22 protein-coding genes are annotated in these 26,002 nt (G+C 73.5%); 12 read left to right on the top strand and 10 right to left on the bottom strand.

The window, feature by feature from the left end:
• Window positions 1-77: 77 nt before the first annotated feature.
• The 3 genes from AB0898_RS12500 to AB0898_RS12490 all read right to left on the bottom strand — a co-directional run bounded on the left by AB0898_RS12500 (window position 78) and on the right by AB0898_RS12490 (window position 4,986).
• The gene (locus tag AB0898_RS12500; protein ID WP_366802856.1) at window positions 78-869 is read right to left on the bottom strand and encodes a serine protease; all 792 of its coding nucleotides are present in this window, start codon (window positions 867-869) and stop codon (window positions 78-80) included.
• A 236-nt stretch (window positions 870-1,105) separates the two neighbouring features.
• Complete coding sequence (locus tag AB0898_RS12495; RefSeq protein WP_366802855.1) at window positions 1,106-3,937, bottom strand: AAA family ATPase; 2,832 nt, start codon at window positions 3,935-3,937, stop codon at window positions 1,106-1,108.
• Between the two features lie 188 nt (window positions 3,938-4,125).
• A complete protein-coding gene (locus tag AB0898_RS12490; RefSeq protein ID WP_366802854.1) occupies window positions 4,126-4,986 on the bottom strand; it encodes a helix-turn-helix transcriptional regulator in 861 nt (286 codons plus the stop codon).
• Window positions 4,987-5,151: 165 nt separating this feature from the next.
• On the opposite strand from AB0898_RS12490, the gene AB0898_RS12485 reads away from it, so the two are divergent.
• The gene (locus tag AB0898_RS12485; protein WP_366802853.1) at window positions 5,152-6,825 is read left to right on the top strand and encodes an AMP-binding protein; all 1,674 of its coding nucleotides are present in this window, start codon (window positions 5,152-5,154) and stop codon (window positions 6,823-6,825) included.
• A complete protein-coding gene (locus AB0898_RS12480) occupies window positions 6,822-8,444 on the top strand; it encodes an AMP-binding protein (protein ID WP_366802852.1) in 1,623 nt (540 codons plus the stop codon). The genes AB0898_RS12485 and AB0898_RS12480 overlap by 4 nt, the downstream gene beginning before the upstream one ends.
• Before the next feature lie 850 nt (window positions 8,445-9,294).
• Here the strand turns inward: AB0898_RS12480 and AB0898_RS12475 are convergent.
• On the bottom strand, window positions 9,295-9,525 hold the full coding sequence (locus AB0898_RS12475) for a hypothetical protein (RefSeq protein ID WP_366802851.1): 231 nt from the start codon (window positions 9,523-9,525) through the stop codon (window positions 9,295-9,297).
• Window positions 9,526-9,736: 211 nt separating this feature from the next.
• Between AB0898_RS12475 and AB0898_RS12470 the strand changes: the two genes are divergently transcribed.
• The 7 genes from AB0898_RS12470 to AB0898_RS12440 all read left to right on the top strand — a co-directional run bounded on the left by AB0898_RS12470 (window position 9,737) and on the right by AB0898_RS12440 (window position 16,334).
• Window positions 9,737-12,151: a GH92 family glycosyl hydrolase gene (locus AB0898_RS12470; protein WP_366802850.1), complete on the top strand. Its 2,415-nt coding sequence runs from the start codon at window positions 9,737-9,739 to the stop codon at window positions 12,149-12,151.
• A 157-nt stretch (window positions 12,152-12,308) separates the two neighbouring features.
• Window positions 12,309-12,566, top strand: a complete 258-nt coding sequence (locus AB0898_RS12465; RefSeq protein WP_366802849.1) for a hypothetical protein — start codon at window positions 12,309-12,311, stop codon at window positions 12,564-12,566.
• Entirely contained in the window at window positions 12,563-12,931 is a 369-nt protein-coding gene (locus AB0898_RS12460; RefSeq protein ID WP_366802848.1) for a helix-turn-helix domain-containing protein, read from the top strand. The genes AB0898_RS12465 and AB0898_RS12460 overlap by 4 nt, the downstream gene beginning before the upstream one ends.
• Before the next feature lie 168 nt (window positions 12,932-13,099).
• A complete protein-coding gene (gene uraD, locus AB0898_RS12455) occupies window positions 13,100-13,612 on the top strand; it encodes a 2-oxo-4-hydroxy-4-carboxy-5-ureidoimidazoline decarboxylase (RefSeq protein WP_366802847.1) in 513 nt (170 codons plus the stop codon).
• Between the two features lie 3 nt (window positions 13,613-13,615).
• Complete coding sequence (uraH, locus tag AB0898_RS12450) at window positions 13,616-13,960, top strand: hydroxyisourate hydrolase (RefSeq protein ID WP_366802846.1); 345 nt, start codon at window positions 13,616-13,618, stop codon at window positions 13,958-13,960.
• Window positions 13,961-13,964: 4 nt separating this feature from the next.
• Window positions 13,965-14,888 (top strand): factor-independent urate hydroxylase, encoded by a 924-nt coding sequence (gene pucL, locus AB0898_RS12445; RefSeq protein WP_366802845.1) that lies wholly within the window; start codon window positions 13,965-13,967, stop codon window positions 14,886-14,888.
• Window positions 14,889-14,954: 66 nt separating this feature from the next.
• Window positions 14,955-16,334, top strand: coding sequence for an 8-oxoguanine deaminase (locus AB0898_RS12440; protein WP_366802844.1), 1,380 nt, complete (start codon window positions 14,955-14,957; stop codon window positions 16,332-16,334).
• Window positions 16,335-16,402: 68 nt separating this feature from the next.
• Here the strand turns inward: AB0898_RS12440 and AB0898_RS12435 are convergent, their stop codons facing one another.
• Together AB0898_RS12435 and AB0898_RS12430 are read right to left on the bottom strand one after the other, a co-directional pair.
• Complete coding sequence (locus AB0898_RS12435) at window positions 16,403-16,825, bottom strand: acyl-CoA thioesterase (protein ID WP_366802843.1); 423 nt, start codon at window positions 16,823-16,825, stop codon at window positions 16,403-16,405.
• A 53-nt stretch (window positions 16,826-16,878) separates the two neighbouring features.
• Window positions 16,879-17,505, bottom strand: a complete 627-nt coding sequence (locus AB0898_RS12430; protein ID WP_366802842.1) for a hypothetical protein — start codon at window positions 17,503-17,505, stop codon at window positions 16,879-16,881.
• 229 nt (window positions 17,506-17,734) lie between these two features.
• Between AB0898_RS12430 and AB0898_RS12425 the strand changes: the two genes are divergently transcribed.
• Window positions 17,735-18,613, top strand: a complete 879-nt coding sequence (locus tag AB0898_RS12425) for a metallophosphoesterase (RefSeq protein ID WP_366802841.1) — start codon at window positions 17,735-17,737, stop codon at window positions 18,611-18,613.
• A 5-nt stretch (window positions 18,614-18,618) separates the two neighbouring features.
• Here AB0898_RS12425 and AB0898_RS12420 read toward each other — a convergent pair whose 3' ends face one another.
• A complete protein-coding gene (locus tag AB0898_RS12420; RefSeq protein WP_366802840.1) occupies window positions 18,619-19,827 on the bottom strand; it encodes a pyridoxal phosphate-dependent aminotransferase in 1,209 nt (402 codons plus the stop codon).
• An 86-nt stretch (window positions 19,828-19,913) separates the two neighbouring features.
• Between AB0898_RS12420 and AB0898_RS12415 the strand changes: the two genes are divergently transcribed.
• Window positions 19,914-20,558 (top strand): helix-turn-helix domain-containing protein, encoded by a 645-nt coding sequence (locus AB0898_RS12415; RefSeq protein WP_366802839.1) that lies wholly within the window; start codon window positions 19,914-19,916, stop codon window positions 20,556-20,558.
• 72 nt (window positions 20,559-20,630) lie between these two features.
• Here AB0898_RS12415 and AB0898_RS12410 read toward each other — a convergent pair whose 3' ends face one another.
• From AB0898_RS12410 to AB0898_RS12400, 3 genes are read right to left on the bottom strand one after another with little or no spacing between them, the layout of a single operon-like run.
• The gene (locus AB0898_RS12410; protein ID WP_366802838.1) at window positions 20,631-21,431 is read right to left on the bottom strand and encodes a hypothetical protein; all 801 of its coding nucleotides are present in this window, start codon (window positions 21,429-21,431) and stop codon (window positions 20,631-20,633) included.
• On the bottom strand, window positions 21,431-22,702 hold the full coding sequence (locus AB0898_RS12405; RefSeq protein WP_366802837.1) for a VWA domain-containing protein: 1,272 nt from the start codon (window positions 22,700-22,702) through the stop codon (window positions 21,431-21,433). Before AB0898_RS12405 ends, AB0898_RS12410 begins: the two co-directional genes overlap by 1 nt.
• Window positions 22,703-22,720: 18 nt before the next feature.
• Window positions 22,721-24,229, bottom strand: coding sequence for an IucA/IucC family protein (locus tag AB0898_RS12400; RefSeq protein WP_366802836.1), 1,509 nt, complete (start codon window positions 24,227-24,229; stop codon window positions 22,721-22,723).
• A 204-nt stretch (window positions 24,230-24,433) separates the two neighbouring features.
• Between AB0898_RS12400 and AB0898_RS12395 the strand changes: the two genes are divergently transcribed.
• Complete coding sequence (locus tag AB0898_RS12395) at window positions 24,434-26,002, top strand: IucA/IucC family protein (RefSeq protein WP_366802835.1); 1,569 nt, start codon at window positions 24,434-24,436, stop codon at window positions 26,000-26,002.

Raw genomic sequence — 26,002 nt, 5'->3', positions numbered from 1 at the left:
ACGCTGCGGGCCGCTCGTGGTCGCTCGCAGCGTCCCCCTGGTCTCTCACCCGGGGAAAACCCCGGGAAGTTTCCGGGTCAAGAGTTGACCTGAGCGGCCACCAGGTTCGAGAAGGTGGTCAGCCGGGTGTAGACACCCGGGTAACCCGCCTCCGCGCACCCCTCTCCCCAGGAAGTGATCCCTGCCAGGACGCCCCCGATGATCAGGGGACCGCCGCTGTCGCCCTGGCAGGTGTCCACGCCACCGGAACTGAGTCCGGCGCAGACCATGTCGGACTGCACGTAGTCCGAGCCGTAGGAGGTACGGCAGCTGGAGTCGGACACGACGGGAACGGTCGCGGTCCGCAGCTGATTGGAGGAGCTGCCGTTCTCCCGGGTGGTACCCCAGCCCAGAATCCGCGCCGTGGTGCCGGCCGCGTAGACGCTGGTCTGGGAGGAGGAGACGTACGACACCGGGCTGTACGGCATCGACGTCGACAGGGTCAGCACGGCCACGTCGTCGCCGTTGGTGGCGTCGGTGTAGTCCGGGTCGACCCAGATCTTGCTGACGCGGCTCACCGTGCCGTCGGTGCCGTTCAGATAGGTCCGGCCGCCCACCACCCGCACGCTGCTCGTCGACTCGCCGGCCATGCAGTGCGCCGCCGTCACGACCTTCTTCGCCGCGACCAGGGTGCCGCCGCAGAACTGACTGCCCGACGCGTCCGTGATCTGCATGACGTACGGGTACGCCGACGCGGTGGTGGTCGTGCCGCCCACGATGGGCTGGGGCGCGGCACTCGCCGCGGGGGAGGCGATCAGCGCGGTGGCCGCCGCGGCGGCCGTGGCCACCAGGGTCGCGGCGGTCTTTCTGGCACGAGTGAGCCCGAACATGAGTCTCCTCAGTGGGGGTTGCCGGTGGGGGTCGCGCGGGTGTGGGGGTGTGGCACGGGGCTGGGGTGCCCCCTGCTCCAGCGGAGCCGAGAGCGGGAGGGACCGACCCCGTGTGCCCGGGCGAGCGGCACGCCCTTTACGCTAGGACCCGGAACTCCCGCCTCCCAATGAGGGAACCCCCTAGGGGGACAGGGAAGGGAAAACCCTCGGTCCGGCTCAGTTAACCGGGCGTGCCGTCACTTCGCGCGGCGACCTGCGGCCAATCGGACGATGTCCACCCGGGACCTGATGCCCAGCTTTCGGTAGACCCGGGTCAGGGTCGCCTCCACCGTCTTCACACTCACGAACAGCCGTGCCGCGATCTCCCGGTTGGTCGCGCCCTCCATGACCAGCGCGGCCACCTGACGCTCCATCGACGCCAGCCCCGCCAGCGCGTCCAGCGCCTCCGGCGCGGCGGGCGCGGGCTCCGGCTCCGGCGCGGTGCGCGCCTCCTCCACCTGGCGCAGCCAGGGCAGCGCCCGGCAGCGTCTGAACAGCCGGGTCGCCTCGTCGTACGCCGCCTGCGGCCGTCTGCGCCCGCCCTCCGGGCGCCGGGCGCGCAGCCGGGCCAGTGCGAACGCGGCCCGCGCCTCCTCCAGGCCGTAGCCCAGCTTGGCCAGCCGGTCCTGAGCCGACGTCAGCCGGGCCACCGCGCCCTCGTGGTCCCCGCGCGCCGCCCTGACCTGGGCCTCCGCCCGGTCCAGGACCGCGAGGACGCTCTCCCGGCCGAGCCGCAGCGCGTGTTCGCGGCTCGCGTCGATGACGTCCTGCGCCTCGTCGGGTTCACCGACGCGGACCAGCGCCTCCGCGAGGTCGCCCTGCCAGCGGCCGCGCGCCGGGTCGGTGATGCCGAGGTCCCGCTCCAGCGCGCGCACCCGGCGCAGCGAGCGCACGGTGCCCGCCGCGTCGCCCGCGACCAACTGGGCGTATCCCAGCGCGCCGAGCGCCCGGGACAGGTACATCTGGTCGCCGTCCCGCTCGGCCTGCTCCGCCGCCTCCCGCGCGAGCGCCACCGCCCGCCCCACGTCGCCGCCGGACGCCTCCGCCAGTGAGGTGAGCATCGCCGAGGCGGTCTCGCCGATCCCGGAGTCGCGGGCCAGGCGCAGCGCGTCCCGGGCCACTTCGAGGGCGCGCCCGCAGTGCCCCGCGCGCAGCTCGGTCTCGGCCAGACCGCGCAGGAAGTGCACCTCGCTCTCCACCGAGCCGCGCCGGCGCACCTCGCGCAGCAGCGCCGTCACCGTCGTACGGGCCTCGGCGAGGCGGTCGCCCATGACCAGCCAGCGGAACCGGGCGCTGCCCGCGCCGTTGTGATGGCAGGCCACCTCCGGGTCCTGGGGCTCGGTCAGGGCCCGCTTGATGGTGCGGGGCGCCTCCGGATGGCCCATCAGGGTCTCGGTCTGCGCCTGGAAGGACAGGGCCAGCAGCTCGGTGCGCCGGTCGCCGCCGCGCGCGGCCAGCTCGGCGGCGTGCGCGGCGCCGGTGCGCGCGTCGGTGAAGTCGCCCTCCACGATGAGCGCCCGCCAGGCCAGCTGGTAGTGGACCAGGGCCAGCAGCCGGGGGTCCTCGCCCGCGTCGGCCAGCGCCTGCGGGAAGACGGCCTCCACCTCGGCCATGGTGTGCCCGGCGGTGTCGATCACCACAATCCAGGCCCGCACCCGGTGGGCGGCCACGGTCGCCCGGGTCAGCACCTCGCGGGCGATGTCCCGCGCCAGATCGACCTCGCCCGCCGTGATCGCGTCCTCGGCCGCCTGCAGCCGCCGCTCGTCCGGGCCCGGCGTGCCGTCGGCGGGGGTGCGCCGGGCGGCCAGGAGTCCGAGCTGCGCGGCGACGGACGGGGCACCCCGGTCGCGGGCGAGCGCCGCCGCCTCCGCCAGCCGGGCGGCCACCTCGGGGTCGGCGCCCGTGGTGGCGAGGGCCAGATGACGGGCCCGCTCGATCGGGTCCGAGGCGGCCGTGGACAGCGCGGCGTGCGCGGCCCGCCGCTCGGGCGCCGGGGCCTCCGCGTACAGCGCGGCGGAGATCAGCGGGTGGGCGAACCGTACGGCCGGGGCCTCCGGCTCGGTGGCCAGCAGCCCCAGCTCGGCCGCCTGGGCGCACTCGGCCTCGGCGTTCTCCCGCCCGGCCGCGTGCAGCAGGGCCGTGGTGGGACGGGCGCCCGCGCTCGCCACGAGCAGGGTGCGGCGCGCCTCCACCGAGAGCATGTCCAGACGGGAGAGCACCAGCGCGCGCAGCGAGGTCGGCACCGGCAGCGGCTCGCCGGGGCGCGGCGGGGTCGGGCTGTCGGCGAGGGCGCGGCCCAGCTCCAGGGCGAACAGCGGGTTGCCGCCGCTGGTGCGGTGGATCTCGCGCACGGTGGAGCGGGGGAGCGCGCCGTGGCCCCGGTGGTCGAGCAGCCGCGCCACCTGGGCGCGCCCGAGCGGGCCGAGGCGGAGCGCGGCGGTGCCCGGCGGGCAGGCGCGCAGATGACGGTCGTACTCCTGGCAGTCCGGGCCCTCGGTACGGACCGCGCACAGCATCTGTACGGGGGTGCCCTCAAGCCGGCGGGCGGCGAAGCCGAGCAGTTCCGCGCTGGCCGGGTCGAGCCACTGGAGGTCGTCGGCGACCACCAGGACCGGGCCCTGGGCGGCGAGCGCGCGCAGCGCGGAGAGCACCGCGAGCCGCAGGGCGAGCCCGTCGCGCTGGAGGCTGGACTCGCCGCGCCCGGTCAGCGCCGACTCCAGGGCGGTCAGCTGGGCCGCGGGCAGCCGGGGCGCGATCTCGTCGAGCACCAGTCCGAAGAGGTCGGCGAGCGCGAGGAAGGGCAGATGCGATTCCGACTCCGTCGCCGAGCAGCGCAACACGGTGCGCGCGTGGGCCCCGTATTCCTCGGCCAATGCCCGCAGCACGGTCGATTTCCCTATTCCGGCGGGACCGTGCAGCAGCACACTGCCTCCGGCGCCGAGATGGTCCTTCGCGGCAGCGAACAGTTCCTCGTGGCCGATGACCAGGTCGGAGCGGCATCGGGCAGGCTCCTGGAAGTCCCGTCGCACGGTCGCCGCTCCCCTCGTGTCGTGTCCTGGCCAAATTCTAGGCAACAGAGCCCGGAATTCGGCCGGAAGTGGAGGTGAGGGAAATTACAACCGGTCCGTCGGCCCGGAATTCAATCGGGTCCGGTAACTCCCCCAGGGGATGCCCCCCAGGGGATGCCCCCCAGGGGCCTTCCCCCAGGGGAGAGCCCCTACGGCAGCACCCCCGCCCGCCGGGCCGCCGTCACCGCCTCGCCTCTCGTGTGCGCGCCGAGCTTTCTCATGGCCGAGCGCAGATAACCCTTCACCGTCTCCGTGGTCAGCCCCAGCCGCTCCGCCACGGCCGCGTTCGTCGCACCCGTGGCGACCCAGGCCAGCACATCCAGTTCGCGGGGCGCGAGGAGCGGACCGGCCGCCGGACCAGGGCCGGAACCGGGCCCGGAACCGGGAGCGGACAGCAGGTCACAGGCCGCGAGGAGCTCCGCGCGCAGGTCCGGATCGGCCATGCGCGGCGCCAGCGCGCGCAGGGCCGCGTGCGCCTCGCGGACCTGCTCCCACCCCGGCCCCGCCTCCGGCCGCACGGCACCCGGCAGCCCCCGCGCCTCCCGGCTCGGCGCGGCCGTCGCCTCCCGTACCGCCAGCGCCCGCTCGACCTCCCGCGCCGCCGCCACCGCCCCGCCGAGCACCCGGTCGCCCAGCGGCTGGGCGGTGCGCAGCGCGCCGTAGAGCACCCCGCGCACCCGGCGCCGCACCACCACCGGCACCGCGAGCACCGAGCGCAGGCCCTCGGCGGCCACCGGCGCGTCGTACTCGTGGCTGATACGGCGCGAGACGGAATAGTCGGTCACGGCGCACACCCGGCCGAGCGCGACCGCCTTGCCGCCGAGCCCGGTCCCGGAGGTCACCGCCAGCGAGCGCAGCGCGGCGGTCTCCGTCCCGCTCAGCTCGCTGATCCGGATGCGCGAGCCGCCCGGCTCCACCAGCCCGCCGAACGCGACGGGCAGCCCCGTGGTGTGCCGCAGCCGGTTCAGCGCAGCCCTGATCTCCGCCGTCGCCACCGCCTCTGCCGCCACTTCTCCGCCCTTCCGGCCCGGCCTTCCGCGTCCGTCCACCCCCGTTCGGGGGTATCGGGACCCGCATCACGGATTAGACGATGGCAACGAGCCGCCCGGCAATGGCCCGGGACGCGGGAGTTCCGCCCGATTCGGCGGGCGACCGCAGCCGCGAGGAGGACACGGATGACGACGCCGACGGAGCTGTTCCGCAGCGCCCGCGATTTCCTGCTGGAGAACCGGGAGGACTACCAGGCCGCCTACGAGGGCTTCCGCTGGCCCCGGCCCGAGCACTTCAACTGGGCCCTGGACTGGTTCGACGTGATCGCGGACGGCAACGACCGCACCGCCCTGCACATCGTCGAGGAGGACGGCGGCGAGACGCGGCTCTCCTTCGCGGACCTGGCCACCCGCTCGTCCCGGGTCGCGAACCACCTGCGCGCCCGGGGCGTGGCCGCCGGCGACCGCGTTCTCGTCATGCTCGGCAACCAGGCGGAGCTGTGGGAGACCATGCTCGCCGCGATGAAGCTGCGCGCCGTCGTCATCCCGGCCACCCCGCTGCTCGGCCCCGCCGACCTGCGCGACCGGGTCGGACGCGGCGACGTCAAGCACGTGGTCGTACGCGCCGCCGACACCGCCAAGTTCGAGGAGGTGCCCGGGACTTACACCCGGATCTCGGTCGGCGGCCTGCCGGAGGAGGGCTGGGAGCCGTACGAGGACGCGTACGCGGCCCCGCCCGAGTTCGTGCCGGACGGGCCGACCCTCGCCGGCGACCCGCTGATGCTCTACTTCACCTCCGGCACCACCGCCCAGCCCAAGCTGGTCGAGCACACCCACACCTCGTACCCGGTCGGCCACCTCGCGACCATGTACTGGATCGGCCTGAAGCCCGGGGACGTGCACCTCAACATCTCCTCGCCCGGCTGGGCCAAGCACGCCTGGTCCAACCTGTTCGCGCCGTGGAACGCCGAGGCGACCGTCTTCGTCGTCAACTACAGTCGCTTCGACGCCGCTCGGCTGATGACCGAGATGGACCGGGCCCAGGTCACCACCTTCTGCGCGCCGCCCACCGTGTGGCGGATGCTCATCCAGGCCGACCTGACCCAGCTCGCCACGAAGCCCCGGGAGGCGGTCGCCGCCGGGGAACCGCTCAACCCCGAGGTCATCGAGCAGGTCCGCCGCGCCTGGGGCGTCACCGTCCGGGACGGCTTCGGCCAGACCGAGACCGCCGTCCAGATCGCCAACAGCCCCGGCCAGGAGCTGCGTTCGGGCTCCATGGGCCGACCGGGACCCGGTTACCGCATCGAACTCCTCGACCCGGTGACCGGCGCGCCCGGCGCCGCCGAGGGCGAGATCGCGCTCGACCTGTCCGAGCGCCCGGTGGGCCTGATGACCGGCTACCACGGCGACCCGGAGCGCACGGAGGAGGCGATGGCCGGCGGCTACTACCGCACGGGGGACATCGGCTCGCGGGACGAAAGCGGATATCTCACCTATGTCGGGAGGGCTGACGATGTCTTCAAGGGCTCCGACTACAAGATCAGCCCCTTCGAGCTGGAGAGCGCGCTCCTGGAGCACGAGGCGGTGGCCGAGGCCGCCGTGGTGCCCGCGCCGGACGAACTCCGGCTCGCCGTACCGAAGGCGTACATCGTGCTCGCCGACGGCTGGGAGCCCGGACCCGGCACCGCGAAGGCCCTCTTCGCGCACTCCCGTGAGGTGCTCGCGCCCTACAAGCGGCTGCGCAGGCTGGAGTTCGGCCCGCTGCCCAAGACCATCTCCGGCAAGATCCGCCGCATCGAGCTGCGCGAGGCCACGGCCGAGGGCTCGGAGAACGAGTACCGCGAGGAGGACTTCCGGTGACCCCTGCCCTGTCGTACACGCACGGCACGGGCGACACCGCCCTGCTCGGCGAGACCATCGGCGCGAACCTCCGCCGTACTGCGGCCACTTGGCCGGAGCGTGAGGCCCTGGTCGACGTGCCCTCCGGGCGGCGCTGGACCTACGGCGCGTTCACCGCCGACGTCGACCGGCTGGCGTGCGCGCTGCTCGCGAGCGGGGTGGCCAAGGGCGACCGTGTCGGCGTCTGGGCGGTCAACTGCCCCGAGTGGATGCTCGTGCAGTACGCCACCGCCCGCGTCGGCGCCGTGATGGTCAACATCAACCCGGCGTACCGCACCCACGAGGTCGAGTACGTGCTCAACCAGGCAGGCATCTCCCTGCTGTTCGCGACCCCGGCCCACAAGAGCAGCGACTACCGCGCCATGGTGGAGGAAGTGCGCGGCAGGTGCCCGGAGTTGCGGGAGGCGGTGTACTTCGGGTCGGCGGGCTGGGAGGAGTTCACCACCCGGGGCAAGCGGCTGGGTGCGGCCGAACTGGACGCCCGTGACGCCGAGTTGTCCTGCGACGACCCGATCAACATCCAGTACACCTCGGGCACGACCGGCTTCCCGAAGGGGGCCACGCTCTCCCACCACAACATCCTCAACAACGGCTTCTTCGTGGGGGAGTTGGTCTCCTACACGGAGCAGGACCGGGTCTGTGTGCCGGTGCCCTTCTATCACTGTTTCGGCATGGTGATGGGAAATCTGGCGGCCACCTCGCACGGCGCCTGCATCGTGATCCCGGCCCCCTCCTTCGAGCCGACGGCCACCCTGGAGGCGGTCCAGCGGGAGCGCTGCACCTCGCTGTACGGCGTACCCACCATGTTCATCGCGGAGTTGAACCTCCCCGGCTTCGCGGAGTACGACCTCTCCACCCTGCGCACCGGCATCATGGCGGGCTCCCCCTGCCCGGTCGAGGTGATGAAGCGGGTCGTCGCCGAGATGCACATGGCCGAGGTCTCCATCTGCTACGGCATGACCGAGACCTCGCCCGTCTCCCTCCAGACCCGCGTGGACGACGACCTGGAGCACCGCTGCGGCACCGTCGGCCGCGTCCTGCCCCACCTGGAGGTCAAGGTCGTCGACCCCGCCACCGGCGTCACCCAACCCCGGGGCGCGGCCGGCGAGTTGTGCACCCGGGGCTACAGCGTGATGCTCGGCTACTGGGACGAGCCCGAGCGCACCGCCGAGGCGATCGACGCGGGGCGCTGGATGCACACCGGGGACCTCGCGGTCATGCGCGAGGACGGGTACGTCGAGATCGTGGGCCGCATCAAGGACATGATCATCCGGGGCGGGGAGAACGTCTACCCGCGCGAGATCGAGGAGTTCCTCTACGGGCACCCCAAGATCCGCGACGTCCAGGTGGTCGGCGTCCCCCACGAGCGCTACGGCGAGGAGGTCCTCGCCTGCGTCGTCCCGCACGACCCGGCCGACCCGCTCACCCTGGAGGAGCTGCACACGTACTGCCGCGACCGGCTCGCCCACTACAAGATCCCGAGCCGGCTCCAGATCCTCGCGGCGTTTCCGATGACCGTGTCGGGCAAGGTGCGGAAGGTGGAGCTGCGGGAGACGTACGGGGCGCTCCGCGAGGACTGAACGGGGGTTTTCCCGGCCGGGGCCGATAGGGGCCCGGCGTCCCGTGAAGCGCGGTATCCCGTGGGCCCGGCATCCCGTGGGGCGCGGCCACCCCCGTGGCCCGACCGGCCGGGCCACGCCCCACGAGTCCCCCGTACGGGACCTCGCCGCCCCCGTCCCGGCGGGCCCCGCGTGGTCGTAATCTGCCCGGCGGGAAGGGCGGTTGAAGCATTCCCGGGCGGGTTCAGAGGTTGATTTGAGGTTGGCCGGCTCGGTCGTCGCGCCGGGCGTGGCCGGTGGCCTGTGCCCGCTCCGCGCACGGGATTCCTCGATGATCCGGTCCTGCCGCACGAGGTGGCCGAGACGGCTGGGCGGGTGCCGTGTCGGCCCGGGATTCCGCCGCCGCGCCGCCTCCCGTGGAGCGTCCCCCTACGCGTCCGGGAACCAGGAGCGGCCCTGGGCCCAATGGGTCACCCAGCCCGTGAAGCCGGGGATGCCGCAGCCGTCGGTGCCAGCAGCAGTGAGCGGTGGTCGAACGCGGCGTCCATCCGGGCTTCGAGCTCCTGCTCCGACAGTGCCTCCTCGTCCCCCTCGTCGTTTTCCCACATCCACGTCGCCGCGAGGGGAAACGGCTCGGCTAGCAGACGCTCGGGACGGCCGGAGCCCCAGTCCGAGGACGTGTGCGCGAAGGGCGGCAGCCCGTAGGAGGGCGGCCCCGCTCGCAGGCCGGCGCAGACCTCCGCCACGAACCGTGCGGCCCGTCGCCGGCCGCCAGGTCAGGGCCCCCACGCGCCGTCGCCCGCCCGAAGCCACCCCTCCACTCGCGGTCGCTCCCCGAAGCCACCCCGCCGCTCCAGGCCGCCCGCCAGGGCTACGGCTCCGGTTCCGTCAGCCCCGGCCAGTCGTCCGGGCCGCCTCCCTGCCAGTCGATCAGGTCGCTCTCCTCGACCTCGACGCGGTCCAGGTCGGCCAGGCGGAGGATCTCGATCACGTCGTCGAGGTGGGAGGCGAGGCCGAGGGTGACGTCGCCCTCGGTGACCCGGCGGGAGCCGTCGAGCGCGGGGGCGTGGACGACGATGTGGGGGTGGTGCGGTGCGGCCATGGGTCCAGCCTCCTGCGGACGGCGGGGGCGCGCACGTCGGAGCGGTCCGTACCGCGCACCTCGGAGTACCCCCTGCCGGGCACCCCATGCCACGGCCACCGCGAGAGTTCGCCCAGGCTTCATCATCCGCAGCCCCCGGCCCCTTCCCCCGCACCCGTCGCCCCTCTAGCCTCACGTCGCCCACTGTCCCTTCCGGAAAGGCGACTTGACGATGCGTCACCTGTTAGCGCGCGCAGCGAGACGGCTCGGTACGCGCACGGCCGTCGCGGCGGTCACCACCGCCCTCGCCGCGGCGGCCCCCTTCCCGGCGATGGCGGCGACCGGCCACGAACCGCTGTCCCGGCTCGTGGACCCGCTCCTCGGCTCCGCGAACGGCGGGAACACCTTCCCCGGCGCCACCCTGCCCCAGGGCATGATCGCCTGGTCGCCCACCAGCACCACCGGCGACCAGACCAACACCGCGGCGGCGAACGGCTACTCCTACAACACCACCCGGATACGCGGACTGAGCCTCACCCACGTCAACGGCGCCGGATGCCACCCCGGCGCGGCGGGGGACGTGCCGATCATGCCGTTCACCGGGGACGTGACCTCCTCGCCGAGCGCCGACACCAGGGACGCGGTGTACGCCGCCGACTTCTCCCACGCCGACGAGAAGGCCGTGCCGGGGCGCTACACCCTCGGCCTCGCCTCCGGCGCCTCCGCGGACCTGGCGGTGAGCGAGCGCGCCGGCGTCGCCGACTTCCGCTTCCCGGCGGACCGCCCGGCCAGCCTGCTGTTCCGCGTCTCCAACTCCCTCAACGGCAGCGAGGACGCGCACGTCGACATCGACGCCGCCCACCGCAAGGTGACCGGCTGGGTGCTGACCGGCGCGTTCTGCGGACGGCGGGCCAACGGCGGGACCAACAACCGCAAGAGCTACTACCGCCTCCACTTCAGCGCCACCTTCGACCGCGACTTCGCCACCACCGGCACCTGGCACGACGGCACCCTCACCCCGGGCGGCACCTCGGCGGACGGCGGCGAGGGGTACGCCACCGGCAACGACCGGGCCGGACGCGGCTCCGGCGGCTGGGTCGGCTTCGACACCCGTGCTGACAACGATGTCCACATGCGGATCGGCATCTCCTACGTCAGCCTCGCGGGCGCCGAGGCCAACCTCCGCCACGAGATCGCCCCGCACGCGAGCGTCGCCGACGTGGCCGCCGCCGGGGCACGCGCCTGGGACCGCGAGCTGAGCACCGTACGCGTCGAGGGTGGCAGCGCGGCCCGCCGTACCGCCTTCTACACCGCGCTCTACCACTCCCTCATGCAGCCCAACCTGATCAGCGACACCGACGGCCGCTACCGGGGCATGGACCAGGCGGTGCACCGGCTCGCGCGCGGACAACGGGCGCAGTACAGCAACTTCTCCGGCTGGGACCAGTACCGCGCCCAGATCCAGTTGCTCGCGCTGCTACGGCCCACCGTCGCGGGCGACTTCGCGCAGTCGCTGTACAACTTCGCCCGGCAGAACGGGGGAGTGTGGGACCGCTGGGTCCACATCAGCGGCGCCACCCACGTCATGACCGGCGACCCCTCCGCCGCGACCCTGGCGACCTTCTACGCCATGGGAGTGCGCAACTTCGACTACCAGGGTGCCTACGCCTCCCTCGTCCGTCAGGCCACCGTTCCCACCCCGGCCGACCTCTCGGACGCGGGCTGCCCCGGCCAGTGCGAGGGCCAACGTCCCAATCTGGCCCAGTACTTGACCTCGCACTACGCGGCCCAGGACGTGTGCCACTGCTGGGGCGGCGCCGCCGAGACCCTGGAGGACGCCGTCGCGGACTTCGGGCTCGCCCAGTGGGCGAAGCTGCTCGGCCGCACCGAGGACGCCAAGTCCTTCACGGGGCGCGCCGGTTACTGGCGCAACGTCTTCAACCCGGACACCGGCTACATCCAGGCCCGCCGCCTCGACGGCTCCTGGGTCACACCGTTCAGCCCGGGCAGCGACCTCGGGTTCGCGCAGGGCACCAGCGCCACGTACACCTGGATGGTCCCGCAGGACGTCCAGGGGCTCGCCGGGGCGATGGGCGGCCGGAGCCAGGCCGAGGCCCGGCTCGACGGCTTCTTCCACAAGCCGGACGGCTCCTGGTCGGTGCGCGGCGGCGACGCCCTGCGCTACGACCCCACCAACGAGCCCGGCATCCACGCCCCTTGGCTCTACAACGCCCTCGGCGCCCCCTGGAAGACCCAGGCCACCGTCCGCCAGATCCTCGACACCGTCTACACCACGGGCCCCGGCGGCCTCCCCGGCAACGACGACCTCGGCACCATGTCCGCCTGGTACGTCTTCTCCGCCCTCGGCGTCTACCCCGAGACCCCGGGCCGCGCCACCCTCCTGCTCGGCGCCCCCGTCTTCCCGAAGGCGACCGTCGCCCGCCCGCACCACCGCGACCTCGTCATCACCGCCCCCGACGCCGACGAGACCCACCTCTACATCGACGCCGTACGCCGAAACGGCCACCCGCTCACCCGCTCCTGGCTCGGCCCGGACGTCCTCCGCTCCGGCGGCAGACTGGACTTCCGGCTGGCCGCGACGGCCAACACCACCTGGGCGACCGACGAGAGCGAGCTGCCCAAGTGACGTACCGGCCCCGCGGACCGCACTCCGCGGGGCCGGCGGTCCAGCCGCCTCCGCCGACCCTCGCTCCCGCGCCCTCCGTTAAGGTCGGGTCCGAACGGCAGGGGCACGCCACGCCGGCCGGGGCGCGCCGCGCGATCCACGACGTCAGGGGGCATTCGTGCGACTGAGAGCGGAGTTCACCACCGAACCCTTCGACCTGGACGAGGCCCCCGCGCACGCCGTGGTGGCCCGCGAGGTCATCGAGGGCGCCGGACTCGACGCCGTGGACGTGGGGCCGTTCGGCAACACGGTCGAGGGCGGCGCCGACAGCGTGCTCGCCGCCCTGGACCAGGTGCTGCGCCGCACCCTCGGCGCGGGCGCCACCCGGATATCCCTCCAGGTCAACGTGATCGGCGCCGAGGAGGAGGGCAGATGACCTCCGCCCCGGACGAATCCTTCATCGCGGCCGTGAAACCGCTGGTCGACGCCATGGGCGGCCGGCTCCTCCCGCCGGACGAGGCGGGCCCCGACGACGTGGTCCTCGCCTGGGCGGGCGCCGACGCCGTCGCCGTACGGCTGCCCCAGCTCGCGGACTCCCTGGACCACATCCTCGCCGCCATGGAGCGCGCACAGGGCCGCCCGCTGGCCGACCTGGACCGCAAGGCCAAGCAGGAGGTCGTACGCACCCTGGAGGCGCGGGGCGCCTTCGCCGTACGGCACGGGGTGGAGACCGTCGCCGGGGCGCTCGGCGTCAGCCGCTTCACCATCTACAACTACCTCAACCGGGAGAAGGGCCGCTGAGGGTTTGGCCGAGGGGATCGACTGAGGGGCTCGGCCGAGGGGCCCGGGCGGCCTTCCGGGGCCTGTTAACCCGGAATTTTCAACAAAGTGTTGACGCATCGTCGCCGTCAGGCGTTAGCTGACCGCACCCCGTCCGGCACGACGGCCCCCGCGGCCACGGAGGCGCCCGTGACTTCGCCAGCGACACCCCCGGGTCTGGCCCGGTTCAACGCCCTGGAGGAACCCGCTGCCCGCGCCGCCCTCCACGAGGTCTGCGCCGCCACCGCCTGGGCCGACCGCCTGCTCGCCGCCCGGCCGTACGCCACGCCCGACGACCTGTACGCCGCCGCCGACACCGCCCTCGCGGAGCTGGACGAGCCCGGCCTCACGGAGGCGATCGCGGGCCACCCGCCCATCGGCCGCCCCAAGCCCGGCGACCCCGCCTCCGCCCGCGAACAGCGCGGCATGACGGACGCCTCCGACGCCCTGCGCGCGGAGATGCTGGAGCTGAACCTCGCCTACCAGGAACGGTTCGGCCACGTCTTCCTCATCTGCGCCACCGGACTGACCGCCGAGCGGATGCGCGACGCCCTCAAGGAGCGGCTCGGCGACACGCCGGAGCGCGAGAGGGAGACCGCCCGCGCCGAACTGGGCAGGATCAACCGCATCCGGCTGACCCGCCTCGTCGCCAAGGACGCGTGACCCATGCCCACCACCTCCGTCTCCACCCACGTCCTCGACACCGCCGCGGGCCGTCCCGCCGAGGGCATCGCCGTACGGCTCCTCGCCCGCGCCGCGCCCGGCACCGACTGGCGGGAGGCCGGCACCGGGACCACCGACGCCGACGGCCGCTGCCGCGACCTGACCGACCCGCCGGAGGGCACGACCGCGGTGCGGCTGGACTTCGCCGTGGAGCCCTACCTCGCCGCATCCGGCGTGTCCGCCTTCTTCCCCGAGGTCACCGTCACCTTCGCCGTACGCCCCGGCGAGCACTACCACGTACCGCTGCTGCTCAGCCCGTTCGGCTACTCCGTATACCGAGGGAGTTAGCACCATGGCAGACACGTCCCGCCCCGCCGGCCCCGCGCTGCTGGGCCAGAACCAGTACGGCAAGGCCGAGAACCGGGTCGTACGGATCACCCGCGACGGCGACACCCACCACATCAAGGACCTCAACGTCTCCGTCACGCTCAGCGGCGCGATGGACGAGGTCCACTACTCCGGCTCCAACGCGAACGTCCTGCCGACCGACACCACCAAGAACACGGTGTACGCCTTCGCCCAGCAGCACGGCATCGAGTCCGCCGAGGCGTTCGGCATCCTCCTCGCCCGGCACTTCGTCACCTCGCAGGAGGCGATCGCGCGCGCCCGTATCCGTATCGAGGAGTACGCCTGGGAGCGGATCGCGCTGCCCGGCGCCCCCGAGGGCGGCCACTCCTTCGTCCGCAAGGGGCAGGAGACCCGGCTCGCCCAGATCACGTACGACGGCTCGGCGTGGGAGGTCGTCTCGGGCCTGGCGGACCTGGTGGTGCTGAACTCGACCGACTCCGAGTTCTGGGGGTACGCCAAGGACGAGTACACCACCCTGCCCGAGGCCCACGACCGCGTGCTGGCCACCGAGGTCACCGCCCGCTGGCGGTACGGCTGGACCGGCGAGGGCAAGGCCCCCGACTGGGACGTGTCGTACGAGGAGTCCAGGCGCCGGCTGCTGGAGGCCTTCGCCGGGACGTACTCGTACTCCCTCCAGCAGACCCTGTACGCGATGGGCTCCCGGGTGCTGGAGGCGCGCGACGAGGTGGACGAGATCCGGCTCTCCCTGCCGAACAAGCACCACTTCCTGGTCGACCTCGCCCCCTTCGGGCTGACCAACGACAACGAGGTGTACCTCGCCGCCGACCGGCCCTACGGGCTCATCGAGGCGACCGTCCTGCGGGAGGGGCGCGAGGCCGCGATCCCGGTGGACCTCACCAACCTCTGAGCCCGCACCGAAACCTCCGAGCCCCACTCCCCGCTCTTCAAGCTCTCCGAGCGCAAAGGACGCACCGTGGCAGCAACCGAGCGCATCGTCATCGAGAACTGCGCGATCGCGACCGTCGACGCGGACGGCACCGAGTACGCCTCGGGTCACCTGGTCCTCGCGGGCGACCGGATCGAGTCGCTCGGCGCGGGCCCGGCGCCCGAGGGGCTGACGGACGTCACGCGCCGCATCGACGCCACCGGGCACCTAGCCACCCCCGGCCTGGTCAACACCCACCACCACTTCTACCAGTGGCTCACCCGGGGCCTGGCCACCGACCACAACCTCTTCGACTGGCTGGTCGCGCTCTACCCGACCTGGGCCCGCCTGGACGAGGACATGGTCAGCGCGGCCGCGCGGGGCTCCCTCGCGATGATGGCGCGCGGGGGTGTCACCACCGCGATGGACCACCACTACGTGTACCCGCGCGGCACCGGCGACCTCTCCGGGGCGATCATCCGCGCCGCCCGGGAGACCGGCGTGCGCTTCACCCTGGCCCGGGGTTCGATGGACCGGGGCGAGTCGGACGGCGGGCTGCCCCCGGACTTCGCGGTGGAGTCCCTGGACGACGCGCTGGCCGCCACGGAGGCGACGGTACGCGAGCACCACGACTCCTCCTCCGGCGCCATGACCCAGATCGCGGTCGCCCCCTGCTCACCCTTCTCCGTATCCACCGAACTGATGCGTCAGGGCGCGGAGTTGGCCCGCTCTCTCGGGGTGCGGCTGCACACCCACGGCTCGGAGACGGTGGAGGAGGAGAAGTTCTGCCACGAGCTGTTCGGCATGGGCCCGACCGACTACTTCGAGTCCACCGGCTGGCTCGGCGAGGACGTGTGGATGGCGCACTGCGTCCACATGAACGACTCCGACATCGCCGCCTTCGCCCGCACCGGCACGGGCGTCGCCCACTGTCCCTCCTCCAACGCCCGTCTCGCGGCCGGTATCGCGCGCGTCCCCGACCTGCTCCGCTCGGGCGTCCCGGTCGGCCTCGGGGTGGACGGCACGGCGTCGAACGAGTCCGGCGAACTCCACACCGAACTGCGCAACGCCCTCCTCGTCAACCGCCTCGGCCCCCACCGCGAGCACGCCCTCACCGCCCGCCAGGCCCTGCGCCTGGGCACCTACGGCGGCGCCCAGGTCCTGGGCCGCGCCCGGGAGACCGGCTCCCTGGAGCCCGGCAAGCTCGCCGACCTGGTGCTGTGGCGCATGGACACCCTGGCCCACGCCTCCATCGCCGACCCGGTCGCCGCCCTGGTCCTCGGCGCGGCGGCCCCGGTCACGGCGTCGTTCGTGGGCGGCCGGCAGATCGTGGCGGACGGACGGCTGCTCCACGTGGACGAGGAGAAGATCGCCCGCGCGACCCGGGCCGAGGCACAGCGGCTGGCGCGGATCGCCGGGCAGGGGTGAGGCGGAGGCGCCGGGCAGGCGGGGGCGCCGGGCATGCGTGAGGTGCGGGCGCCGGCCGGTCCGCCCGGCTAGAGCCCGAACAGGACCGGGTCCGCCGCCAGTTCCTTGAACACCTCGCGCGGGTCCGGGACCAGCTTCCGCTGCTCCAGGTCCAGCAGGCCGCCCACGGCGGTGACTTCGGCGGCGAGGGTGCCGTCGGCCTTGCGTATCTCCTGGCGGATGCGGAAGGTCTTGCCGTCGGTCCACTCGAACGCGCAGGTCACGTCCACCTCCTCACCGGCGAGCAGTTCGCGCCGGAAACGGATCGTGGTCTCCAGGGCGACCGGTCCCACGCCCCGGCCGACCAGGCGCGCCTGGCTGATGCCGGCGGCGTGGAGCAGGGACCAGCGGGCGTGCTCGGCGTAGTTGAGGTAGACCGCCTGGTTGAGGTGGCCCTGGGTGTCGGTCTCGTAGCCGCGGACGGTCACACGGACGGAAAACGGTTCGGGCACTGCTTCCCCTTCTCACGTCGGACTTCTCCGGTCACCCGATCTTGGCACGCCGCTCACACCCGGCGCGGGGATGCCAGCAGATAGCGCACGCGGGTACGGGGCTCGGTGCACACGCCGGGCTGCCAGCCCGCCCCTTCCAGGGTGGCCGCGCAGGCGCGCAGGGTCGCCTCGTCCGGGGCGTACACGGCGACCGCCTCCGGCTGCGGGGTGGCGCGCACCCGGTAACCCGGTATCCCCGGGCCCTCCGGCTCGTGCCCGGCCGCCTCCAGGGCGAGCGCGGCGGCCCGTACGAGATGGCTCCGCTCCCAGTCGCAGGGACGGTCCGTGGCGCCGTCCCGGTTGGTCATCCGGCGCATCTCCAGGAGCCCCTGCCAGGCCCCGCGCACTTCGCGCAGCCGCGCGGGACCGGAGGTCCCCGACTCCTCCCCGCCCCCGACCCGGGCCGCGAAGACCCCGCCGGGAGCGGGCTGGGGCGCGGCGGCCGGTGCGTCCGGCTCCCCCTCCCGTATCCGCTGCCCCGCCGGAGTCAGGAAGTGATCGTGCGGCGGCCTCGGATGCCGGAAGGCCAGCCCCCGCTTCACCAGCGCCGCGAGCTGCGCCTCCGTACCCCGCAGCCGCCCCGTCTCCGGATCGGCCCCCTCGACGACCCGCCGCTGCGCGGCACTCGGCGGTCCTCCCACAACCGGCTCCCTCCGCTCCGCACCCGTACAGGACCCACCCCGTACAGAATCCGCCCGCACGGCGGACCCATTTCCGAAGCGTACGGCGGGGGTCTGACAGTGCGGACGCGGGCGGGATCGCCCGGGGCCCGGTTCCACTGCTCCGCCACCACACCGCCGTTCCGCACCCGGGGGATCTCCGGCGACGGGGTATGGCCGGACGCGGGTGCCGGGGGCTAGTTTCCGGGCCATGCGGATTCTGCATCTCTCGGACACCCACCTCGACCGCGCCGGCGGGCCCGACGCCGACGGAGCCGACGGCACCGCGGCCCTCGGTCTCCTGCTGGCCGGACTGGAGCAGCTGGACGACATCGACGCGGTGGTCGTCACCGGGGACATCGCGGACGACGGCTCGCAGGAGGCGTACACGCGGGCACACGCGCTGCTGTCCGGCTACGGCGGCGCGCGAGGGGCGAAGGTCTTCTACGCGACCGGCAACCACGACGACCGCGCCGCGTTCGCCCATGTGCTCGGCAGCGGACACGCCCGGCCCGACGCGGTGTACGAGGGGGCCTCGGATGAGCGTGCGGCCGCGACCACCGTCGGCGGATGGAGACTGGTCACGCTGGACTCACTCGTGCCCGGCAAGGGCTACGGCCGCATCGACGGGGGCCAACTCGACTGGCTCCGCGAGGTGTTGGCCGCCCCGGCGCCGTCGGGAACCGTCCTGGCCTTCCATCATCCGCCGGTCGCCCTGGACGTCGACGTGCAGCGGGCGCTCGGACTCCAGAACAGCGCGGAGCTTGCCGGGGCCATCCGTGGGACCGACGTCCGGCTCATCCTGTGCGGGCACTTCCACCTGCAACTCCTGGGGCGCCTGGAGCAGGCGGCCGTCTGGGTCACGCCCGGGGTGGTCAGCCGTGTCGACCTGACCGCCCGCCCCGGCACCGAACGCGCCGTGCACGGCCCGTCGGCCTCCCTCGTCCATCTCGGAGTGCCCCACGGACCGCTCATCCACACGCTCCACGCACGGGACCCGCGCATGGGCGAGACGGTCTACGAGGCCGACGAGAAGGAGATGCGGGAGGTCGTCGAGAGGCTCGGCCCGGGAGCGGGCGCCCATGCGTGACGGGGCTACTGCCGGTACCCGCTCAGGAACCGGCCGATCCTTCCGATGGCCGCCTCCAGGTCGTCCGCGTGGGGGAGGGTGAGGATGCGGAAGTGGTCGGGGGTGGGCCAGTTGAAGCCGGTGCCCTGGACGACCTGGATCTTCTCGCGGAGGAGGAGGTCGAGGACGAAGCGTTCGTCGTCGTGGATCTTGTGGACCTTGGGGTCCAGGCGCGGGAAGGCGTACAGGGCGCCCTTGGGCTTGACGCAGGAGACGCCCGGGATCTCGTTCAGCTTCTCCCAGGCGACGTTGCGCTGTTCGTGGAGGCGCCCGCCGGGGGCGGTGAGGTCGCGGATGGACTGGCGGCCGCCGAGCGCGGCCTGGATGGCGTACTGCGCGGGCGCGTTGGCGCACAGCCGCATGGAGGCCAGCATGGTCAGGCCCTCCAGATAGTTCTTCGCGTGCTGCCTGGGTCCGGTGACCACCAGCCAGCCGGAGCGGAAGCCCGCCACCCGGTAGGTCTTGGAGAGGCCGCAGAAGGTGAGGACGACCAGGTCGGGGGCGAGGGCGGCGGCCGAGTGGTGCACGGCGTCGTCGTAGAGGATCTGGTCGTAGATCTCGTCGGCGAAGACCATCAGGCCGTGGCGGCGGGCGACGTCGAGGATGCCCTCGACGATCTCCTTGGGGTACACCGCGCCGGTCGGGTTGTTCGGGTTGATGAGGACCACGGCCTTGGTGCGGTCCGTGATCTTGGACTCCATGTCGGCCAGGTCGGGGGTCCAGTCGGCCTGCTCGTCGCAGAGGTAGTGGACCGCCTTGCCGCCGGCCAGCGTCGTCACCGCCGTCCACAGCGGGAAGTCCGGGGCCGGGATCAGGATCTCGTCGCCGTCCTCGACCAGGGCCTGGACGGCCATGGAGACCAGTTCCGAGACGCCGTTGCCGAGGAACACGTCGTCCACGTCCACCTCCAGACCGAGGGCCTGGTAGCGCTGGGCGACCGCGCGGCGGGCGGAGAGGATGCCGCGCGAGTCCGTGTAGCCGTGCGCCTGGGGGAGCATCCGGATCATGTCCTGGAGGATCTCCTCCGGCGCCTCGAACCCGAACACGGCCGGGTTGCCGGTGTTCAGGCGCAGCACGCTGTGCCCCGCCTCCTCCAGCGCGTCGGCGTGCTCTATCACCGGGCCGCGGATCTCGTAGCAGACCTCACTGAGCTTGTTCGACTGCCGGAACTCCATGCGCCGCACCCCTTCGCCGTCTGGTGACACTTGGTTTTACCAAGTAGCAGCTTGGAAAGTCCAACGAACTGTCTAGACTGCGTCCCATGCCACCTCGCCGACGCTACGACCAGTACTGCTCCGCGGCCCGCGCCCTCGACCTCGTCGGGGACCGCTGGGCCCTGCTGATCGTCCGGGAACTGCTGGCCGGTCCGCGCCGCTACACCGATCTGCACGCCGACCTCCCCGGGGTGAGCACCGACGTACTCGCCTCCCGGCTCAAGGACATGGAGCGCGACGGCCTCACCACCCGCCGCCGCCTCCCGCCGCCCGGCGCGGCCTACGTCTACGAACTCACCCCGCGCGGACGGGGGTTGCTGCCCGTACTCCAGGCGCTGGGGGAGTGGGGCCGGGACGGGCTGGAGGAACGGCGCCCCACCGACGCCGTCCGCGCGCACTGGTTCGCGCTGCCCCTGCTGACCGCGCTGCGCGGGGTGGACACCGACACCGGGCCCGGCGTCCTGGAAGTCGGCCTGGAGGAAGGCGAGTTCCATCTGTACCTCGGTACCGAGGACGGCCCGGTGTACGGCGACGGGCCCGCGCCCGCCGGCGGCGGCGCACGGCTCGTGATGGACGAGGGGACGTGCACGGCCGTCGTCCGGGGGGAGTTGACGGTTCCCGAGGGGATACGGGCCGGCCGGATCACCGTGACCGGCGACAGCCCGCTGGGCAAGGCGCTCCGGCAGGAGTGAGCCCCGGAAACGACCGAAGGCCCGCCACGGGGGCGGGCCTTCGGCTCCAACAACGGGTTGCTACTGCTGACTTCAGGCGCCCGGCGGCACCCGGTACGGCCGTCCCGAGCCGCGCGTCAGCGCGTACCCGCCGATGCCGGCGAGCGCGGCCAGCACGCCGCCGATCGCCGTCCACACCCAGCGGTCGGACCACCAGTTGGAGGACCAGCCGTCGTCCGGCTCGATGCCGGAGAGCACGGCGGACTTCGAATCGTCGTCCTCCGCCTGCGATGTGACCGCGATGCCCGGCACGAGCGGCTTCGCCAGCGAACCGTCGACCGCCGCCGCCCCGCCGATGTCCTTGGAGCCGACGCGCACTTCGGTGCTCACCGGCTTGCCGAGGTCGGCGGAGGAGAGGTTCAGCACCGTCAGCCGGACATAGTACGTGCCCGGCAGCGGGTCGTTGGCCCACGGCTCGGACCAGGCCCGCACCGTGCGCAGCACACAGGCCAGTTCGACCTTGGACTCGCCCTGCGCCGCGGTGTGCGACGCGGTGCCGTACTGGCACGCCTGGCGGCGGCGCAGGCCGTCGTAGACGTCGATCTGCCAGGCCTGGGAGTCATGGGCCTGCGGCAGCTTCACCGTCGCCCGCACGGTGGGGCGCTGCCCCGCGTCCGCCGCGAACGACCAGTAGAAGTAGTCGCCGGTGGAGCCGGACGCGGTGGCCGTCTGCCCCTGGTCCATCTCCGCCGCCGTACGGAACGACGTACCCGCCTGGGTGGGCGCCTTGGCGTCGGACGACGCGCTCGGCGAGGGGGAGGAGTCGGCTGCGGCCGGGGCGGCGGCGAGTCCGAGCGCCAGCGCGGCGACACTCAACACTTGGGTGAAACGCATCAGTTGGTCCTCCAGACCGCGACCCGCCAGCGCGACAGCCAGCCCCACAGCAGACCGGCCACGAAACCGGTCAGCACCAGCGCGCCCAGCAGCCACCAGCCGCGCCCGAGACCGAAGGCGGCGACATCGTGCGCCGCGGACGGACCGTCCACCACGTCCACCGTCAGCTCCAGCGGCAGACCCGGCGTGGTCTTCACACCCGGCGCCGCCGAGAAGGAGTTGGTGACCTGGAGGCACACCGACTCCGTGCTCGCGGTGTCGTCGTCGTCGCTCTCCGGCTTGGGGTAGCGAAGGCCCGTGGAGATCACGTCCGTGCGGCCGGTGCCGGCCGCCTCGCCGCGCACGATCTCGCGGCCGCTCGCGGTCACCGCGCGCAGCAGCACGCCGTAGTCGGGGGAGACGGCGCGGTCGTCCGCGACGCTCACCGAGGCGCGCAGCTCCTGACCGGGCCGCACGTCGACCTTGTACCAGCGCTGCCGGCCGAACTCCTCGCGGTCGGTGAAGAGTCCGGACTTCAGCGTCGGGGCGGCGGAGCAGGAGCCGGCGCCGGCGGTGGCCACCGGGGTCACCACCGGGTCGGCCGCCCGGTCCACCAACTGGCCGACACGGTCGGTCAGTTCTTCCTTGTGCCGGATGGAGGTGTAGGTGCCGCCGGTGGCGTCCGCGATGCAGCTGAGCTGGTCACGGGTCTTGGCGTCCGGCACCAGGCCCAGGGTGTCGATGGTGAGCCCGATGCCCTTGGCGGCTATCTCGCGGGCCACCTCGCACGGGTCGAGCGGCTGGCAGGTGTCCTCGCCGTCGCTGATCAGGACGATGCGGCGGGTGCCGTCGCCGCCCTGGAGGTCGTCGGCGGCCTTCAGCAGGGCGGGGCCGATCGGGGTCCAGCCGGTCGGCGAGAGCGTCGCCACCGCGGTCTTGGCGTCGGTCCGGTCGAGCGGGCCCACGGGGTAGAGCTGCGCGGTGTCCTTGCAGCCGGTCTTGCGGTCGTCGCCCGGGTAGTTGGCGCCCAGGGTGCGGATGCCGAGTTCCACCTCCTTGGGCGTCGCGTCGAGAACCTCGTTGAACGCCTGCTTCGCCGCCGCCATCCGGGAGCCGCCGTCGATGTCCCGGGCCCGCATGGACCCGCTGACGTCCAGGACGAGTTCGACCTTCGGGGCCGCCGCCCGCGGCTCCGTCTCGTCCGCCACAGCTCCGCCGGGAAACGCGATCCCGGCTCCCAGGGCCGCGAGCAGGGCACAGACGCCCGTCGCCAGCCGATGTCTTCTGATCATCGGCGGATCCTATTGACCCTATGCGCCGCGCTCCAAAACGAACGGGTGCGGCAGGGCCGCCCATTGGTCACCCGGCGTCTCGGGCGAGAGCCGCATCAGCGTCAACGCCTTGGCAGGCAGCGGCTCGTCGCACAGCGCCGCCAGATCCGGCGTACGGGGCAGTCCGGGCAGCGCGGACCGCAGCGCGGCGGCCAGCGCGGGCCCCGAACCGGCCGTCGCGGCCAGCGCCCCCGCCACCAGCGAGCCGAACAGCTTGCGCCGCAACACCGTGACATCGTCCGAAATCAGACGCCCGGTCAGCGCGGGCGGTGTGATCCCGTGCCGGGCCAGCCGCTCGGGGCTGATCCGGATGTCCGCCAGATCCCGGTAGACGAGCCGCAGCGGGGCGCCGTCCGCCCCGAGCACCACGAGCAGGTTCTGCCCGTGCGCCTCCAGCGCGACGCCGAGGTCCAGCAGCCGCAGCCCGGTGGTCAGCGCGAGCCGGGTGAACGCGGTCATCCACTCGGCGGAGCCGGGCAGTTCCGTCGAGGCCAGCGCCGCCACCGGCACCACCCGCTCGCCCGGACCCGCGTACACCTCCGGCGACTCCCGCAACTGCGCGGCCAGATCGGGAGAGTGGGCGGTGGCCGCGCCCAGCGCGCGGGTGACGTGCAGCAGACCGTCGGTGTGCCCGGCCAGTTCCGCCGCGAACGAGGAGAGCGTGGCCGACGCCCGCACCGAGTACACCGAGATGTCCCGCACCGAGGAGGTCAGCCGGGCGCTGAGCGCGGTCTTCACCTGCGGGCCGCCGGGTATGGCCAGGGTGCGCAGCGCCATCAACGGGTGCGCCGCGCGCCAGGGTTCGGCCGCCCGCTTCAGCACATGCGCCGCCTGCCAGGGGTGCACAGGCAGCAACAGATCGCTCCCGGCCCGCAGTTCCTCGGGCCACTCGCCCGACACCAGGCACTCCGGCGCCGGTACGGCCACCGTGCCCAGCCACACCAACGGCCGGTGCTCCGGGCCGTACGCCAGCTGGTCCGCCACCGAGAAACCGGGCCGGGAACGGCAGTTGGGGTGGTACGGGTGCCCGTCCACCACGCGCTGCTCCCACTCCCAGTCGTGCGCGGGCCACTTTCCGTCGGACACCTCGGCGTTCGCCCGCGAGAGCGCCAGCGAGGCCACGCTGCCCGCGAGTTCACCGGCGAAGGCGGCCGCGTGCGGCACCGCGAGGTCGGTCATCAGGCGCGCGGGGTCGTCGTAGCGCTCGCGGTCCAGCCGTATCGCGCGGACGTGGTCGCCGGTCGCGTACGGGTCGGACCGGGGGCCGCGCAGCGTCCGGCCGTCGGCCAGGCGCAGGGTGTGCCCCTCGGTGTCCGTGGCGCGGCCGGTGATCCAGGGCAGCGGTTCGTGGACCAGCGCCCGCCACAGCCGGGTCAGCACCGCCGCCCGGGCTCCCGGCAGCGCGGCCGCGTACCGCCCGAGCATTGCGGGCCGTACGGCGGCCAGCTCCTCGGCGATCTCGGCCTCGGCAGTGGGAGAGTGGTACACGTCGGCTCCTCGGGGACGGGCAGCTCAGAGCACGATTGTCGGCTACGCGAGCCATACTGAACGCGACCGGCCCCCGCACGCGAACCGGCGGACGGCGCGGTCCGCCCCGGCGAGGGCACCGGTGCCGAAAAGCCCGGCGAGTACGGACGAGTACGGTCGACGAGCCCGGCGCGTACGGTCGTAGCGCCCGACGAGCACGAACGAATGGATCGCGTGGACCTCCAGCCTCACACCGACGACGCCGGCCGGCGCGCCGACGCCTACGCGGCGGCGCCCCTGCTCAACTGCCTGCTGCGCGAGGTCGCCACGCCGCTCCCGGACCCCGGCGAGCGGCCCGTCCACCGGCTGCCCGGCACCGGCCGGCTGCTGCGTGTGCGCCCCGGCCGCCGCCCGGCGGAGCCCGAGGTGCGCACCGCAGAGGGGTGGCAGCGCATCGGCCACACCGAACTGGTGAAACTCGTCGCGGAGGAGCTGCGCCGGCACACCGGCCTGACCGGCGGCGACCTGCCCGCCGAGATGATCGACAGCCGGGACACGGTCGCCGCGCTGCTGGCCGCCCGCGCCCGTACCGTCGCGCCCGAGGACCCGTATCTGCGCTCCGAGCAGTCCCTGATCACCGGCCATCCGCACCACCCCGCCCCCAAGGCGCGTGGCGGCGGTCCGGCCGCCGCCTGGCTGCGGTACGCCCCCGAGGCCCACGGCCGCTTCCCGCTGACGCTGCTCGGCGTGCGCGAGGACCAGGTGGCCGAGGAGGGCGACACCAGTGCCCTGGACGCCCTCGGCACCGCCCCGCCCGGCTACCGGCTGCTGCCCGCCCACCCCTGGCAGCTCGACCTCCTCGCCCGTGAACTGGCCCCCGCCTTCGAGGACGGGCGGCTGGTCCGGCTCGGCGAGACGCCGTTCGCGGTGTGGCCGACGGCCGCCGTGCGCACGGTGTACGAGCCCGGGCGCGACCTCTTCCTGAAGTTCAGCCTCGACGTCCGCATCACCAACGACATCCGCCGTCTGTGGCGCCACGACCTGGCCAAACTCCGCCGTACCGACGCGGCCGCCACCGACGCCTTCGCCGCCATGGGCGGCCCCGCCGCCTGGCTGAGCGACCGGGGCTACCGCACCGCCGCCTTCGCCTTCGAGGAGCTGGCCGTCCTCGTCCGCGACGGCCTGCGCGCGCACCTGCTGCCCGGCGCCACCCCGCTGCTCGCCGCCGGACTCGCCGAGGGCTTCGACGGCAGCCCGCTGACCGCCGCGCCCGACCCCGACGCCTGGTGGTCGGCGTATCTGCGCGCGGTCGTCCCGCCCGCGCTCACCGCGTTCGGCACCCACGGCGTCGTCCTGGAGGCCCACCTCCAGAACACCCTGGTCGCCGTGGACGGCACCGGCATCCCCGTCCAGGCGCTGTTCCGCGACGCCGAGGGGGCCAAGCTCCTGCCGGAGGTCTCGCGCGAGGCGGGCTGGGAGCGGCTGGTGTACTGCCTGGTCGTCAACCACCTCACCGAGATCGCCGCCGCCATCGCCGAACACCACCCCGGCTTCGACCCCTGGCCCGCCGCCCGCCGCGAACTGGCCCGCCACGGGCTGCCGGACGGCCTGCCTGAGATCCCGGCCCTGCTCACCGCGCCCAGCCTGCCGGGCAAGACCAACCTGCTGCTGCGCTGGACCGGCGCGGACGGCGCGGACGCCCGCTATCTGCCGCTGCCCAACCCACTGGCCGACGGGCACACGCCACCGGCCGAAGGTCACACGCCACCGGCCGACGGGCACCCGGACGCTTGA

The organism is Streptomyces sp. NPDC005435, from assembly GCF_040703155.1.
Lineage (GTDB): Bacteria > Actinomycetota > Actinomycetes > Streptomycetales > Streptomycetaceae > Streptomyces.
Note: the sequence above shows the minus strand (reverse complement) of the source record. Positions and strands in the feature narration are given on the sequence as shown.

Excerpts from the sequence above, each read along its gene's own strand:
- AB0898_RS12475 (WP_366802851.1), bottom strand. The coding sequence starts at position 9,525 with ATGGCCGCACCGCACCACCCCCACATCGTCGTCCACGCCCCCGCGCTC.
- AB0898_RS12410 (WP_366802838.1), bottom strand. The coding sequence starts at position 21,431 with ATGCGTTTCACCCAAGTGTTGAGTGTCGCCGCGCTGGCGCTCGGACTC.
- AB0898_RS12420 (WP_366802840.1), bottom strand. The coding sequence starts at position 19,827 with ATGGAGTTCCGGCAGTCGAACAAGCTCAGTGAGGTCTGCTACGAGATC.
- AB0898_RS12460 (WP_366802848.1), top strand. The coding sequence starts at position 12,563 with ATGACCTCCGCCCCGGACGAATCCTTCATCGCGGCCGTGAAACCGCTG.
- AB0898_RS12470 (WP_366802850.1), top strand. The coding sequence starts at position 9,737 with ATGCGTCACCTGTTAGCGCGCGCAGCGAGACGGCTCGGTACGCGCACG.
- AB0898_RS12415 (WP_366802839.1), top strand. The coding sequence starts at position 19,914 with ATGCCACCTCGCCGACGCTACGACCAGTACTGCTCCGCGGCCCGCGCC.
- AB0898_RS12500 (WP_366802856.1), bottom strand. The coding sequence starts at position 869 with ATGTTCGGGCTCACTCGTGCCAGAAAGACCGCCGCGACCCTGGTGGCC.
- AB0898_RS12395 (WP_366802835.1), top strand. The coding sequence starts at position 24,434 with ATGGATCGCGTGGACCTCCAGCCTCACACCGACGACGCCGGCCGGCGC.
- AB0898_RS12425 (WP_366802841.1), top strand. The coding sequence starts at position 17,735 with ATGCGGATTCTGCATCTCTCGGACACCCACCTCGACCGCGCCGGCGGG.
- AB0898_RS12485 (WP_366802853.1), top strand. The coding sequence starts at position 5,152 with ATGACGACGCCGACGGAGCTGTTCCGCAGCGCCCGCGATTTCCTGCTG.
- AB0898_RS12405 (WP_366802837.1), bottom strand. The coding sequence starts at position 22,702 with ATGATCAGAAGACATCGGCTGGCGACGGGCGTCTGTGCCCTGCTCGCG.
- pucL (WP_366802845.1), top strand. The coding sequence starts at position 13,965 with ATGGCAGACACGTCCCGCCCCGCCGGCCCCGCGCTGCTGGGCCAGAAC.
- uraH (WP_366802846.1), top strand. The coding sequence starts at position 13,616 with ATGCCCACCACCTCCGTCTCCACCCACGTCCTCGACACCGCCGCGGGC.